The sequence below is a fragment of the Legionella tunisiensis genome (assembly GCF_000308315.1).
GTDB classification, from domain to species: Bacteria; Pseudomonadota; Gammaproteobacteria; order Legionellales; family Legionellaceae; genus Tatlockia; species Tatlockia tunisiensis.
The window spans coordinates 1-13,376 of sequence record NZ_CALJ01000222.1 but is presented as its reverse complement, the minus strand read 5'-3'; the positions used below and the strand labels follow the sequence as shown (position 1 = coordinate 13,376).

Here is a 13,376-nt window from a genome sequence, read left to right as displayed (position 1 = left end):
TTGATATGCCGAATGAAGAACCACGATTCAAAATAACTTGTTTTAGTGATAATAAGGCGAGTGCTGATACATCACTTCCAGAAAGTCAACGTGATACTGTGCGTGGGGAAAGTTATACGTATACAACGACTGACTTCGCTTCTTGTTTTCGTTTTAATGAGCATTATGAGCGTAGTGTTGAGTCTTTATTTCCAGATCCTGGTTCACCTTCATTAAGTGAAATTAATCAGGGACAAATTCCGGATTGTTTTTTACTTGCTTCAATACAAGCCATCCTAAATCACCCTAATGGGTCTGCTTTTCTCCGTGGGATGATGGTGCAAAATAATGACGGTACGACAACCGTTAGGTTATTTAATCCGAAAACGCTAGAGCCAGTGTATAAACGGATAACTACAGCGGTTATACATGATCAGAGTGGCTCATTAAGTGGCCATAAGGCTTTATGGGTGCATGTATTGGAATCAGCTTATGCCACCATGCAAACCAGGCATGACGGAGAAGTAGATGCGTCTATAAGCTCTGTATTCAATGAAGGTGGTTTTTCAGCGACGGCAACTAAGATTTTAACTGGAATAAATACTCGTTCCGAAAAGGTTGGGAAAAAAGTAGAACAGCCTTGGAATATTACCCAATTTATAGAAGTGGATGATTTATCGTTTATTAAGAGCACAATCAAGACAGGACTTAATAAGAAAGTCTTTTTATTGTGCAATATAGATAAAATTATAGAAATGTATAAGGATAGCCCTTCGTCACCTGCTCTTGATGCTTTACGAACAGAGTTTACTGGGGCGATTCCTGATGAAGAGATGACAGACTCTCTCACAGCTTACAAGGAGTATAAAGATTACCTATTGTTTTATTTTGACAATAAAGCAGAGTGCGACAAGATTTTTTGCCTCAAAGGATAAAGAGACAACTAAGTTATTGAAATTAATCGATCTTATAGGTAGCACTCACCCAGATGCACAGCAATTTATTAAACATTGCTTTAATTATATCGATGTACCAGTTGAAGCTAATGTTGTTCGAGGTGAGCGTGATTCCTTTTCAGGCTATTACCAGGTAGATCAAATTCAACAATTCCGCGCGATAGAGAAAGCGTTAGCAGATGGCTGTTTGGTAACTGCTTCTACTCCATCTAAATTCGAGGAAGCTGTACCAGGTCTACGTAATCGGCATGCTTATACGGTATTAAAAGTTGTTACCCGCGACGAAGTAGTTGTCAATGCCAAGGGAGAGAGGTCAGTACGCCCGGTCTGTTATGTCCAAATGAGAAATCCCTGGGGTAGTACGGGACGCGTCTATCAACAAAAAGAAGGTAATTTTGAAGCGCTTGAATCTTGGGAGGCTGGTATCTTTGAGATTGAACTTGTTGATTTTAATCGTTATTACAGCTCAATTCAGATTAGCGATTCAGTTAATAAACGTTTTGCTTATGATGAGAAAATGCAAAAACTTCACCAGGAAGTGGAATTGGCTGTTGCTGATTTAAGGGTAGATGCTGGCGCCAGCTTAGCGGAATTGCATGACTTCGATATACAGTACAAGCTCTGTGTGAAGAAGTTGATTGATTTGGAACTAACCCATCTTCATGCAGTAGATGAGACGCTTTCTAAGACTTTGGATGATATTTTTGCAGAAAATATGATAGTGAATTAGAAGAAATAGCTGTCAAAGGGCTCATTAAAGATGTATCCATGGATTTTTATACAGGTGATCCAGAAAAAGGGAAGCCCATCTTTATGCTTTACTAAAATTGCGTTGGGTAATGAAACAACAGCCGCCAGATGTGGTTTTGCAAGAAAAATTGCAAGCAGAAATTATTTCAGCAGCAAATGGTTTTGATTTTTGGCAAGACCTTTCTGCTAAAAATTAAAGCAAGAAATAATTGTTAATAAATATGCTAGACATTGTGTAGTTGAGTTAGATGCCTTTAATCAGTTATATGACAAAATGCAGCAAAAGCGTGGCACGCTGGATCTTAAAAATCTTACTGAGGCTGATCTTATTTTCTTCTCTGAAAATCTTGTTTTATTACAAGAACAAGTTATTCGTATCACAGCTATGAAAGCCGCATTGAAGAACTTAGGTTATATGATTTCCGATGAGGAATTGTCTGATATGCATAATAAATTAAAAATTATTATGGAATTACAGACAGATTGTGAGGCGCTCAAAGACGTGATGGCAAAATTGAAGGGCGATATTGATCGAGTACGCCTAAAAGCAACCGACGCAACTCAGCAAGGATTGCTTACCGAAGATGAATGCCAAGAGGTCGAGATAGCGACTAGTTTAACGTTGGCTAATCCAAGAAATGGTGAGGTAAGTAGATTGGCTGGAATTTTCCAGGAGTCGGATCAACCGGTACGCAAAGAAATAGGGGAAGACCTGAATAAAATTGCTGTTTTGGCACAGAAATTAATTGCTCTGTTGGATAAAATAAAAACGTTTTTTCAACAAGCCGCTAAAACATGGTTGTTCTTTGATAAGAGTCAGCATTACGAATCCGGTCCTGTTCCTTCTGATTCTCCTGAAGAGGAACCACCAATTAAGGGTCCAAATTAAGAGAGTAATGATACGGGATTTAAATCACGCTTGTCCGAAAAAAATGATTAATGATGTCGCTAACTGGTTTGGCAAGCCCGAGTTGATTAAGCTCAGTTGCGGCAAACCAGTTTCCCGGGCATTCGGCCAACACATTTTTTTACTGGTTGTTTTCAGTGCTAATGCTTTGATATATAAATGAAAATGGCTAAAGTTATGTTTAAACGTTAGTAGTTCTGTATGCTGCTGACTCGTTAAAGCATAGTTTTTTGCTATATAGTCTTGGGGACAAGTTGTTATGTCATCGATAATTGGCAGACACCACAGTCCTCCCCATAAACCAGTAGGTGCTCTTTTTCAAGATAAATTTTATTATCCTCTGTATGAAGCAATAAAAATTGTTGCTGTCTGACGGGCAAGTTTTTTTCAATTTTTTTGGGGATAAAAAGCAGTCTTATGGTGAATGTTTGCCAGGCAGGTTTTTTGTATTGGGCATGAAGCACAATTAGGTTGTCTGACTGTGCAACAAGTGGCACCTAAATCCATGATAGCCTGCGTATAATCAGCACAACGTTGTCTGGGCATGCATTGATTGGCTAGTTGCCACAACCGTTGTTTAATAGCACTCTGTTCAGGCCAACCCTCAATTAGAAAATAACGGCATAGCACACGCTTGACATTACCATCCAAGATTGCTGTTGGTTGATTAAAAGCTTGTGAAGCAATGGCTGCCGCGGTAGAGGGGCCAATACCAGGTAAAGCAACGAGATCTACCAACGCAAGGGGAAATTCACCTGCATATTTCTCACAAATAATTTTTGCTGTTTGAGAGAGGTTACGGGCACGGCTATAGTAGCCTAATCCTGACCAATGGGCTAAAACCTGATCTTCAGATGCTTTAGCCAATTGCCAAACATCGGGGAAACTATCTATAAAACGGTTGAAATAAGGAATGACGGTTTTAACTTGAGTTTGTTGCAGCATAATTTCAGAAATCCATACTCGATAAGCTGAGCGTGGATGTTGCCAAGGTAAATCTTTGCGTCCATGCAAATCAAACCACGCCAATAATAGGTTACTGAATTGCTCTTGTATCACGGTTATTACCGCTAAAAATTATTGTTTGAAGTTGTTGTTGAATGTGTTTAACCGGCTTCACTATGGTTTCAACAGGTTTGACCAACGTTTCCTTGAGCCAAGCCTTGGTCAATATTGGATTAATTTTCTTTAGATCGGGTAAAACAACAGGTTTTGTTAAAGTGCCTTGAACTAAAATAGGAAAACTACCGCCCAAAATTTGTTGAATTTTTCTACCTTCTCATCGTTTAAAGCAACTTTTGCAAATAAATGACTATCGAGATTGTAGTCTTTTAAATTCAATATACCTTCTCCTTTTAATTGCAATTTCTCGGCTTGTAGTACCAGAGAATTGCTTTGCAAGGTAGAATCTTGGAGTTGATATTGGAAGGTAAGCAATTCAAAGCGAGTGTTTCCTTTGAATATACTAGGATCCTCAAATTGACCTAACTCTAGCGTTTGCTTCGCATCTTTCTTTTTACTGGTCATTAATTTATTGATTTTATTGCTTGTTTCATCAATAACTCTATCGAGATTAATTGATTCAACTACCCCGTCTTTGATTGTTAAACTACCATTACCACTGGTGTGCTCTGGCCAGTTAGAGTCTTGCATATTGGTTTGGGCATGGATAGAGAAATCCACGCTTCCTTTAAATAAGCGTTTCTTAACCAAGTCATAAAGGAGTTTGCTACTGTCAAGATTGGTAGCAGTTTGATTTACAGTTAGTTTTTTGCTGGCAAATTCATAACTAAGATCACCAACCGATTGGCCATTATATAAATTCAAAGTTAAAGGATTTAAATGAAAAACACCAATCTTGGTTTTTGCATTGGCACTGATTTTATTGATCTTTAACTTTTTAAGGCGAACATCTTGTAAGGATAATTGACCTTCCAAGGGAAGATTTTGCAGCGCAATGACAGGATTATTAAATAAAGACGCTGATAGAGCAGTACTGCCCTTGAAATTAATATGTGCTTTTAAAAGAGACTCATTGGCTTCTGACATATCAAGCATAGTTTTTAATTGCAGAGGAAAAGAATTTTTTTGCAGGTTAAACTGTTCTGCACCTATCTGTAAGCCAGAAAAAGTTATTTTCTTCTGATTTTGCACAATAACAATCTGACCACGGCTTAGCAAAAATCGCTCAATGGCAAATTCTTCAGTCATATTATTAGTTTTTGTAGTGTTACTATTTTGTTTATTTTTCTTAACCTTGGCTGGTGGTTGAGGGGAATCTGGATTGATAGTAATGCGGAAACCGTCAACATTTAATTCACTAAAAACCAATTTACCCCGTAATAACGGAGTGATTTTCAGATGAAAAAGAAGGTTTTCCAGTTTTACTGAATAATTTGCATTATCGTTTTCATTACCTATCTGTACACCAGTAATTTTAATTCCGGGGCGAGGGAATACCTGCCAGGAAATATCGCCATTCACGAGACTTTTGCGTTCGGTCAAGGTGCTCAATTGGGAGCTAACATAAGATTTAACTGTTTCAGGTTTTATTGATTTTGCTAATGCCCATAAAGTGATGGCAATGATTACTAAAAGAAGAGTTATGCCAGTAACCAATTTTTTAAGAATTTCATGTTTGAACAATTGGGGATAAAATGGCAAGCATATACATAATGTTGGTCATGTCAAGTTAAAAACGATTAAAAAACCAATATTAGATATTGCTATTATTTTACAAGGAGTTTAATCTGATAGCCTTCCCTGAAAAAAGTGGGGAGGGGGCGTTGATTTTTGCTTTTTAGTTGTACTCAGGATGAGTCAATAAAGTCAAGGAGAGCGTCATGCAACGAAGTGAATGGGAAATTATAGTTCTTAAACCAACGGCTGTATTTTTATCATTCCTGACATCACAATTACCCGACCTAGAATTGCCTGAATTAAACGAACTACAAATTGATAACACAGCTTATGTGATGACCAGACAAGATAGCGAAGAAGCTACTTTAAATGAGATCGAGCGCCATTTCCCGACTATGTTCAGATATGAAATAAGCCGCTGGGCAGGAAAAAGCATACACAATCAGATTGAAGGTACTTTCCTCGATTTTTTATGTTGTTTCAAATTTGAATTGCATTCGCAAATAGTTCTTATGGAACCTTCAGTTGCTGCTGGGCAGCAGTTATTACGTATTAAGCCTCGCTCTGTATTATTGAGGTGGATGAGAACAGCAGCTGAAGATCAAAATGAGATGGTCACTGCTTTAAAACATATCAATTTATCTCACCTTGCTGAAAATGCGACAGTTGTTATTAAAAATTTTGCTAAATTGGCAGATGTGAAGCCTTTTCTTAAACACTACTACCGACCAATTTTTGAAGCTGAAATGCTACGAATGTGTGATCGAGCTGGGGAGTGGCCTGAAGTAGAGTCATACCAGGATTTTTGCCATTATTTTGCGGTTAATACGCACAGCCAATTGATTCATTTGCATTAATAATTTTACCAAGTGATAAATATGACTATTTTCTGTAAATAGATGAGTGTGCGCTTTATTAAAAAGTCGATTAAGGGGTTAAATCAAGATAATCCTTATTGATGGTGAAAATAATCTCGAGTTGGTGTTATAATGGGCAATTTAGCGATACCTTTGATTGCCAGCATTCAATCTGAATATTTTTATTTATCCACTGTAAATGAGTATAATTAGATCAACCAACTTAAAGGATGAGCCAAGTGGTCTACATTAAACGCGATAAACAAGGTAAAATATGTGCGCTTTATGCAGAGCCATCTGCTGATACGGAGCAAATGGATATGGATGCTCCAGAGGTAGTGGAATTTCTTAATGATTGTGATCATGAAAATCGTTTTAAATTAACACAATCAGATTTACAGTTAATTCGTGTACTGGAAGATTTAATTGAAATATTAATCAGTAAAAATGTGATTACCATTACTGATTTCCCTCAAGTGGTAATTGATAAATTAGTAGAGCGTCAACGTATTCGTAAGCATTTAACTGGTGCAGTAGGAATGGAGTTTGATAATGAGATGTAAGTTGTTAGCATTATTTTAAGTTGTTGTAGTTTTTTGTTGTATCCTCCTCTTATAGTACAACACTTGATGAATTATTACCGAATGAACGTAATACAGTTGAAATATTCCAGAAATTTTCACCTAAAGTAGTTTATGTTCATCGCATGGCGACAGTTAAACGCTCTTATGAGCATATGCAAGTGAAGGCGGGTGCTGGTTCGGGGATTATATGGGATACGCAAGGTCATATCGTTACCAATTTTCATGTGGTCAATGGCGCAGAGCGTTTGGCAGTCAGTATTGGCAATTTAACGGTTCCTGCCAAAGTAATTGGCACTGAACCTCGTAAGGATATTGCTGTGCTTGCTATCAGCTCGCCCAAGGCATTGGAATTATTAAAATCCTATGTGCCTTTCGAATTAACGCATACTCATGATTTAATGGTAGGACAAAAAACGATTGCTATAGGTAATCCTTTTGGTTTGGATCATAGTTTGTCCGTGGGCGTTATCTCTGCATTAGGACGTCAAGTTCCAGGCGCAGGCGGCGTAGCCATACGAGATATGATTCAAACGGATACATCGATTAACCCTGGTAATTCAGGTGGGCCTTTATTAGATAGTAAAGGACGTTTGATTGGTTTAAATACAGCCATTTATTCAAACTCTGGTTCGTCTGCTGGTGTTGGTTTTGCTGTACCGGCTGATGATATTGCTCGTATTGTGCCGCAAATTATCAAAAATGGCAGGGTTGTGTTATCTGGTATTGGTATTCAGCGGGTTGAACCAAGTATTGCGCAGCGGTTGGGTGTGGATAAAGGTATTTTAATTGCAGATATTATACCCAATACGCCTGCTGCTTTAGCCGGTCTGCGTGGAACAGGGCGAGATCATTTGGGTCGTGTTCATCTTGGCGATATTATTGTCGCCCTAAATGGCCATCCGGTGAAAAATTATGATGCCCTTTATAATCTGTTCACTGATATAAAGGTGGGCGAAAAATAACGTTAACAACACTTCGAGGCGGTAAACGAATTAATCATAAAATGAAAACCATTGATATTGCTGCTTACTAAAGCCAGTTAAAATCCCCTGTGCAGCAAAGCTGCTCAGGGGGTAACGCTAATTAACACCATATTGAGCTTGATAAGCAAGCAAACGCTCCACTTCTTTCAATTGTCCATCTTGGCGCAAGTAGTTGATTAAATCAAACAGAGTAATAATGGATAATACACGAATACCCTGCGTCTCAATTTCTGCAAGAGTAGATTGATTAGTTAGACCACGCTCACAACGATCAAGGGCAATAACAACTGTTGTAAGCTTGCCACCATTTGCGGCAATTAATGCTTGTGATTCGCGAAAGGCTGTTCCTGCTGTGATGACATCATCGATAATTACTGTATTGCCATGTAAAGGAGCGCCAATGAGTTGTCCACCTTCTCCATGTGTTTTGGCTTCTTTGCGATTAAAAGTCACAGTTATATCTTTTCCTAATTCAGCGAGAGCAATAGCGGTAGCAGTTGCCAGAGGGAGGCCTTTGTATGCAGGACCAAACAAATGCTGGCAGTCAATGCCATGTTTTATTAACGTTTTAGCATAAAACTGGCCGAGTTGGCGTAAGGCTTCACCCTGATAAAATAATCCTGCATTAAAAAATAGGGGCTTAAGCGACCAGATTTTAAAGTAAACTCGCCAAATTTTAAGACTTGGCAATCCAAGGCTAAGCGAATAAATGCTTCTTTATAATTATCCATTTAAACATCCTATAAAATAAATCAAGAAAACTCACATTCAATAATCAATGTATGAATGATAAAAGCTTAATTCGAAGATTTTAAAAAAATCGTTAACAATCAATAAAAAACTGTTATGCTAATCACAATGCTTGGGTGCCCAAGCATTGTGATGTATCCATTGTAGCGCAAATTAAGAGGCCTTTGCGGTATTTCTTTTATAGTTGTCCGCGATTTGAACTGCATGGATGCTGAGATGTTTGCCTACCGTTTTGGGTAGAAGAGTTTAAGAAGGGGATAGTGAATGTCGCAAAGAGAAACTGGCCATGTTAAGTGGTTCAATGAAAAAAAGGATTTGGATTTATCGTCAATCAACAAGGTGATGATATATTTGTGCATTACAAAGATATTCAAGGTGTTGGGTTCAAAACCTTACATGAAAATGATTCGGTAACTTATATTCTTGATAAAGGTCCCAAAGGATTCAAAGCCCAAGATGTTGTAGTTGTTAGCGAATAAATATCAAGCAAGTCAGGCTGATGTGCCTGGCTTGATATTTATTGCTGCGATTCATTTGGATCTGTCAATCTAACTATTTCTTGACCTTCAGGGGCAAGAATCGTTATTATTCGCCCATTCTGGTTTATTTGAAATCAAAAGATGAGGTTTGGCTCGCTATCGCTCAAAAAGTTTTAACTCAAGTAATGATTTGCTAGGCTGCAGAGGTACGTTGTGCCGCAATTCAAGAGAATTTAATTACCAAAGTGTGAATAACCTCAATAGAAATCAACAAACTATAGGGAGTAATGGAATGGAATTGGAGCAACGTGTTGCAGTAATTACAGGGGCTGCGAGTGGTATCGGCCTTGCACTAGCTCGAGTTTGTATCCAGCGTGGGATTCATGTGGTTATGGCTGATAATGCTGTCACTACACTTTGTGATCGAGTTGAACAGTTAAGTATGCAGGCAAAGGTTGATGTTCTTGGTGTCGTTTGTGATGTAACAAAACCTGAAAGCCTTCGTCATTTAGTAAAACAAAGTTATGAGCGTTTTAACCGTGTAGATTGGTTATTCAATAATGCTGGAATAAGTGGTCATTTAGCCCCTATATGGGAATTAACGAGTGAACATATTCGTAAAGTTATGGATATCAATTTGTATGGTGTGATTCATGGTATACAAGCTTTCTTGCCCTTAATGTTTAAACAAACTCATCGTTCTCATGTGATAAATATGGCAAGTTTTTATGGATTATGCAGTGGTTCACAGATGGCTGCTTATGCAATGTCTAAACATGCTGTGGTTGCTCTTTCCGAGTCGTTATATTTTGATCTTAAACGTTTAGATAAGCCCATTGATGTATCAGTGATTTGCCCATCTTTTGCCAATACTCAGCTCCTTACTAATTCTGCTCCTTTGCATACGGATAAATTACACCATATGGTAGCTGATTTAGTGGCTCGCAGCCGACCTGCTGAAGATGTAGCTGAACACATTGTACGAGAAGTAGAAAATAAAACCTTTTATATTTTGCCTGATAGGGAAGTAAAGGATTATTGTGAAGGGCGCGCCAAGGCTATTATCGATCAAACAGAACCACATCTACACAGTCTTGAAAAATTATTGCTTCTTTAAGTAAACGTGCTATGGCAAACTAATTAAAATTATCGGGCCTCAAACAAGGGATTGAAAATGAGATCATATATTGCTGCTCTAATAATCATTTTTGCAACACCAAGCCTCTATGCTGAAGAATACAAGGTCTACTGGCGTTGTTCTGATAAACATTTAGAAGCATTAGAAGCTCAAGGAGTTTTCCATGAGAAGCCAATTGATTTGTATGTTCATTACCCCTTGCAGAGTGGAAGCTTATTTCAAGCTTCACCTATTAACGTGAGGAGCATAGTTAATTTGCCTCTTAGTTTTAACCATGAAAATTTTTTAATCTTGGGTGATAAAACTACATTATTATTGAACTGTGTTGGACAGATTATTCTTAGTCCTCATTATCCCCAAGGAAAATTAGTATTTGATGTAAATAGGAATGCTTATAGTTGTCCCCTTATTCCTAAAGATTGCAATATTCATGATGGGGAGCTCTAGTAGTTAAGTAACCGGAAGCGTATTTGACTTCAATAGGCTTTCTGATTACCTTTGCAAGCAGAAAAAATGATGGAGTAGTGGATGTCTGGTCAAATAGTTTATTTGTTAAAAAGGAAGATATTCTTACCTTTTTTTGACCCAGTTCTTTGGTGCTTTCAACGATAATGCTTATAAATTATCTATATTAACTTTAATAAGTTACCATCTAAGTACCACACAAGCTCAATCGGAGCATTATCAAGCCTGGGCTGGCGCTTTGTTCATTCTGCCATTCTTTCTGTTTTCCGCTACTGCAGGCCAGCTGGCAGATAAATATGATAAAGCTAAAATGGCTCGCTGGGTAAAAGTATTTGAAGTCTTGCTTATGATTGTTGGTGGCTTGGCTTTGTATTATCAAACTGTTTTAATGATGATGATCGTTTTAACAGGAATGGGCATTCATTCAAGTTTTTTTGGACCGTTAAAATATGCTATTTTGCCTGATCTTTTACCTCGTCCGCTACTTCTTAATGCAACCGCATTAGTTGAGGCAAGTACCTTTTTAGCCATTCTATTAGGAACGACTTTTGGTGCCTTGGTTATTGGAAGTACGGATGCTCATATAAGTTACGCAATAGTATTAACCAACCTAATAGCAATTCTTGGCTTGCTTTCTAGTTTATTTATTCCAAATACATCCCCCCAAACAGAAACACTGAAAGTAGATTGGCATATTTGGCATGCAACAAAATTAATGTTGAAAGAAACCATACTAAATAGAAAGGTTCTGCCTACAATTTTTACTATCTCATGGTTTTGGCTGCTTGGTGCGGTTGTTCTCACTAAATTACCGGATTATATGCATTATGTTTTAAATGCTGATACGACCGTTTTTGCAATTTTTTTAGCACTATTTTCTATAGGTATTGCGTTTGGATCCATTGCAATCGGGCATTTGCTAGGGGGAAAAATTACCTTAAAATATGTACCTTTGGCAATGCTGTTATTATCTGTATTTGCTGTCGACTTGTATTTTGCATCACCTAAGGTCACTTCTGCTTTACCGTTACAAGAGCTTTCTATATTTTTACTCAAATAAATAACATACGTATTACTATTGATTTTTTCTTTTTCATTTTGTGGTGGTTTATTTATTGTTCCCTTGTATACCTTCCTGCAGGTGGCTAGTGAAGATGACATGCGTGCCCGGGTCATCGCAAGTAATAATATTTGCAATGCTTTATTTATGGTACTTGGTTCTCTTTTTGTGATATTTCTATTGTATCTACAATTAGGAATAGTAGTTATTTTTCTTATAATTGCTATTTTAAATGCCTTAGTAGCGATAGGATTGTGGTTGCTATTGCGTAAGTATTTCAAAAATTAAGGAGCTGTTTACTTATTTACTATTGTGCTATTTATGAGCTTGATTTTTTGTGTCTCGCTGTGATGTTCGAAAATAAGACTTATAACTGCTCAAGCTGCGAAATGTTGAATAGCTTTACTATTTCATTTGTTAAAGGAGACTTGTGAATAGTTCTATCGCCCTTGTTGTAAATAAAAAGCTAAAAATGCTTCACAAATAACTAGTTATCTTACTGCGTTCGATGATAACCAAATTAATTATCATTATTTTGCCGTTGAACCTGAAGACTTGGTAAATACTATTCAAAACTGTATAAAGAAATCTAAGATTTTATTAGTGGGTGGTGGGGATGGAACAATTCGCAGTGCTGCTCAGCATTGCGTTAATACCTCCACGACTCTTGGTGTACTGCCTCTCGGTACCATGAATCATTTTGTAAAGGAATTATCGTTACCTGCTGATATAAGTAGTCTATTAGATGCTATTACAAAACCACATACTATAAAAATTGATCTTGCTGAAGTGAATGGGCTAGTATTTGTTAATAATTCGTCACTTGGTTTTTATCCTCAATTCGCTCGAAGAAGGAATTATTATGCAAAATTTTATCATAAGTGGTTGAGTTACATACCCAGTATTATTCAGACTTTTCGACATCATGGAACTTTTCAGATTACGGTAAAAAATGAAGATTTGGATTTATCACTGAATACTTCTTTTTTATGGTTAGTAATAATCTTTATTCTTATCAATTTCCTGCCAAAATAGAGCGTAGCAACTTCCAACAAAAGCTTCTGGGTATTTATTTTTTGAAGTATGGCAAGCTGAGTCTGGAAAAAATGATGCGCCACTTATTTGGAAAGAGCAATAATTTTGAAATGATGAAATCGGCGACTCCAATTAAAGTAGTGGTGAAGAATCAAGAAAGAATTTCTATTTCTTTGGATGGCGATGCTGTAGTAACTGATTGTCCCCTGATTTATAAAACTATACCTAACTCTCTTCAATTGCTGACGAATAAATCATGAGAATAATCCATATTTCCGATTTGCATTTTGGAATGCATCAAGACCATATTAGAGAAGTTTTTTAGCTGAATTAGCCTTGCTAAAGCCAACAATCATAATAATTTCAGGTGATTTGACACAACGTGCTAAGACTTATCAATTTGAGCTATTGCAATCTTTTTTACGATGTTTGTCATGCGAAGTTCTGATTGTACCTGGTAATCATGATATTCCTTTATACAATCTGTTCGGAAGACTATTTTATCCATTTAAAGCATATAGAAAGTATATTGCTAAGCATTTTAATGCTCAATTTTCTACAGATTATCTTGCAATTTTAGGTGTTAATAGTGTTGACCCATATCAAATTAAAGATGGGCAATTGTCGTCAAAATTAATTAAGAAAATAAAGCAATATTTCAGACTAGAGAAAAAAGCCGTTAATATCTTATTTTTCACCATAATTTTGATCATATTGAAGGTTTACACAAGCCTTTGGAAAATGAAACGGAACTTCTTTCTTTTTGCGCAGTAGTGATATTAATATAGTATGC

The 13,376-nt window shown here is 37.1% G+C and carries 16 protein-coding genes and 3 pseudogenes; 14 read left to right on the top strand and 5 right to left on the bottom strand.

The window, feature by feature from the left end:
- The 3 genes from BN58_RS31850 to BN58_RS13275 all read left to right on the top strand — a co-directional run.
- Positions 1-914: hypothetical protein (locus BN58_RS31850; protein WP_198009902.1), on the top strand; the 914-nt coding region annotated here is incomplete at its 5' end.
- Positions 915-930: 16 nt separating this feature from the next.
- Positions 931-1,665 (top strand): C2 family cysteine protease, encoded by a 735-nt coding sequence (locus BN58_RS13285; RefSeq protein ID WP_026069471.1) that lies wholly within the window; start codon positions 931-933, stop codon positions 1,663-1,665.
- A 294-nt stretch (positions 1,666-1,959) separates the two neighbouring features.
- The gene (locus BN58_RS13275; protein ID WP_019217251.1) at positions 1,960-2,574 is read left to right on the top strand and encodes a hypothetical protein; all 615 of its coding nucleotides are present in this window, start codon (positions 1,960-1,962) and stop codon (positions 2,572-2,574) included.
- Positions 2,575-2,598: 24 nt separating this feature from the next.
- Here the strand turns inward: BN58_RS13275 and BN58_RS34425 are convergent, their stop codons facing one another.
- The 4 genes from BN58_RS34425 to BN58_RS25315 form a co-directional block, all read right to left on the bottom strand.
- Complete coding sequence (locus tag BN58_RS34425; protein ID WP_232220611.1) at positions 2,599-2,853, bottom strand: hypothetical protein; 255 nt, start codon at positions 2,851-2,853, stop codon at positions 2,599-2,601.
- 126 nt (positions 2,854-2,979) lie between these two features.
- Entirely contained in the window at positions 2,980-3,651 is a 672-nt protein-coding gene (mutY, locus tag BN58_RS34420; RefSeq protein WP_019217249.1) for an A/G-specific adenine glycosylase, read from the bottom strand.
- Positions 3,629-3,847, bottom strand: coding sequence for a hypothetical protein (locus BN58_RS28690; RefSeq protein ID WP_019217248.1), 219 nt, complete (start codon positions 3,845-3,847; stop codon positions 3,629-3,631). Before BN58_RS28690 ends, mutY begins: the two co-directional genes overlap by 23 nt.
- Positions 3,823-5,238 (bottom strand): AsmA family protein, encoded by a 1,416-nt coding sequence (locus tag BN58_RS25315; RefSeq protein ID WP_019217247.1) that lies wholly within the window; start codon positions 5,236-5,238, stop codon positions 3,823-3,825. Before BN58_RS25315 ends, BN58_RS28690 begins: the two co-directional genes overlap by 25 nt.
- A 197-nt stretch (positions 5,239-5,435) precedes the next feature.
- Here BN58_RS25315 and BN58_RS13260 point away from each other — a divergent pair, with 197 nt between their 5' ends.
- The 3 genes and pseudogenes from BN58_RS13260 to BN58_RS25310 all read left to right on the top strand — a co-directional run.
- Positions 5,436-6,089: a hypothetical protein gene (locus tag BN58_RS13260; RefSeq protein WP_019217246.1), complete on the top strand. Its 654-nt coding sequence runs from the start codon at positions 5,436-5,438 to the stop codon at positions 6,087-6,089.
- 239 nt (positions 6,090-6,328) lie between these two features.
- The gene (locus BN58_RS13255; protein ID WP_019217245.1) at positions 6,329-6,652 is read left to right on the top strand and encodes a hypothetical protein; all 324 of its coding nucleotides are present in this window, start codon (positions 6,329-6,331) and stop codon (positions 6,650-6,652) included.
- A gap of 29 nt (positions 6,653-6,681) precedes the next feature.
- Positions 6,682-7,706: pseudogene (locus BN58_RS25310) on the top strand (S1C family serine protease); the annotation flags it as partial.
- 46 nt (positions 7,707-7,752) lie between these two features.
- On the opposite strand, the pseudogene pyrE reads toward BN58_RS25310, so the two are convergent.
- Positions 7,753-8,387: pseudogene (gene pyrE, locus BN58_RS25305) on the bottom strand (orotate phosphoribosyltransferase).
- Positions 8,388-8,670: 283 nt separating this feature from the next.
- Here pyrE and BN58_RS25300 point away from each other — a divergent pair.
- The 8 genes and pseudogenes from BN58_RS25300 (at position 8,671) to BN58_RS25285 (ending at position 13,357) form a co-directional block, all read left to right on the top strand.
- Positions 8,671-8,885: pseudogene (locus BN58_RS25300) on the top strand (cold-shock protein).
- A 292-nt stretch (positions 8,886-9,177) separates the two neighbouring features.
- Positions 9,178-10,002, top strand: a complete 825-nt coding sequence (locus BN58_RS13235; protein ID WP_019217242.1) for an SDR family NAD(P)-dependent oxidoreductase — start codon at positions 9,178-9,180, stop codon at positions 10,000-10,002.
- A 57-nt stretch (positions 10,003-10,059) separates the two neighbouring features.
- The gene (locus BN58_RS13230; protein ID WP_019217241.1) at positions 10,060-10,470 is read left to right on the top strand and encodes a hypothetical protein; all 411 of its coding nucleotides are present in this window, start codon (positions 10,060-10,062) and stop codon (positions 10,468-10,470) included.
- A 133-nt stretch (positions 10,471-10,603) separates the two neighbouring features.
- On the top strand, positions 10,604-11,548 hold the full coding sequence (locus tag BN58_RS25295; RefSeq protein ID WP_019217239.1) for an MFS transporter: 945 nt from the start codon (positions 10,604-10,606) through the stop codon (positions 11,546-11,548).
- A gap of 18 nt (positions 11,549-11,566) precedes the next feature.
- Positions 11,567-11,836: a hypothetical protein gene (locus tag BN58_RS37880; RefSeq protein WP_019217238.1), complete on the top strand. Its 270-nt coding sequence runs from the start codon at positions 11,567-11,569 to the stop codon at positions 11,834-11,836.
- Positions 11,837-12,031: 195 nt separating this feature from the next.
- Positions 12,032-12,583, top strand: a complete 552-nt coding sequence (locus BN58_RS28685; protein WP_083852204.1) for a diacylglycerol/lipid kinase family protein — start codon at positions 12,032-12,034, stop codon at positions 12,581-12,583.
- Between the two features lie 71 nt (positions 12,584-12,654).
- A complete protein-coding gene (locus tag BN58_RS28680; RefSeq protein ID WP_232220609.1) occupies positions 12,655-12,843 on the top strand; it encodes a hypothetical protein in 189 nt (62 codons plus the stop codon).
- 76 nt (positions 12,844-12,919) lie between these two features.
- Positions 12,920-13,357, top strand: coding sequence for a metallophosphoesterase family protein (locus BN58_RS25285; RefSeq protein WP_019217235.1), 438 nt, complete (start codon positions 12,920-12,922; stop codon positions 13,355-13,357).
- Positions 13,358-13,376: the final 19 nt, after the last annotated feature.

What these genes read in the sequence shown, in the direction of transcription:
- BN58_RS13275 (WP_019217251.1), top strand. Translation starts at nt 1,960, where the DNA reads ATGCAGCAAAAGCGTGGCACGCTGGATCTTAAAAATCTTACTGAGGCT.
- BN58_RS13260 (WP_019217246.1), top strand. Translation starts at nt 5,436, where the DNA reads ATGCAACGAAGTGAATGGGAAATTATAGTTCTTAAACCAACGGCTGTA.
- BN58_RS13235 (WP_019217242.1), top strand. Translation starts at nt 9,178, where the DNA reads ATGGAATTGGAGCAACGTGTTGCAGTAATTACAGGGGCTGCGAGTGGT.
- BN58_RS13230 (WP_019217241.1), top strand. Translation starts at nt 10,060, where the DNA reads ATGAGATCATATATTGCTGCTCTAATAATCATTTTTGCAACACCAAGC.
- BN58_RS28680 (WP_232220609.1), top strand. Translation starts at nt 12,655, where the DNA reads ATGATGCGCCACTTATTTGGAAAGAGCAATAATTTTGAAATGATGAAA.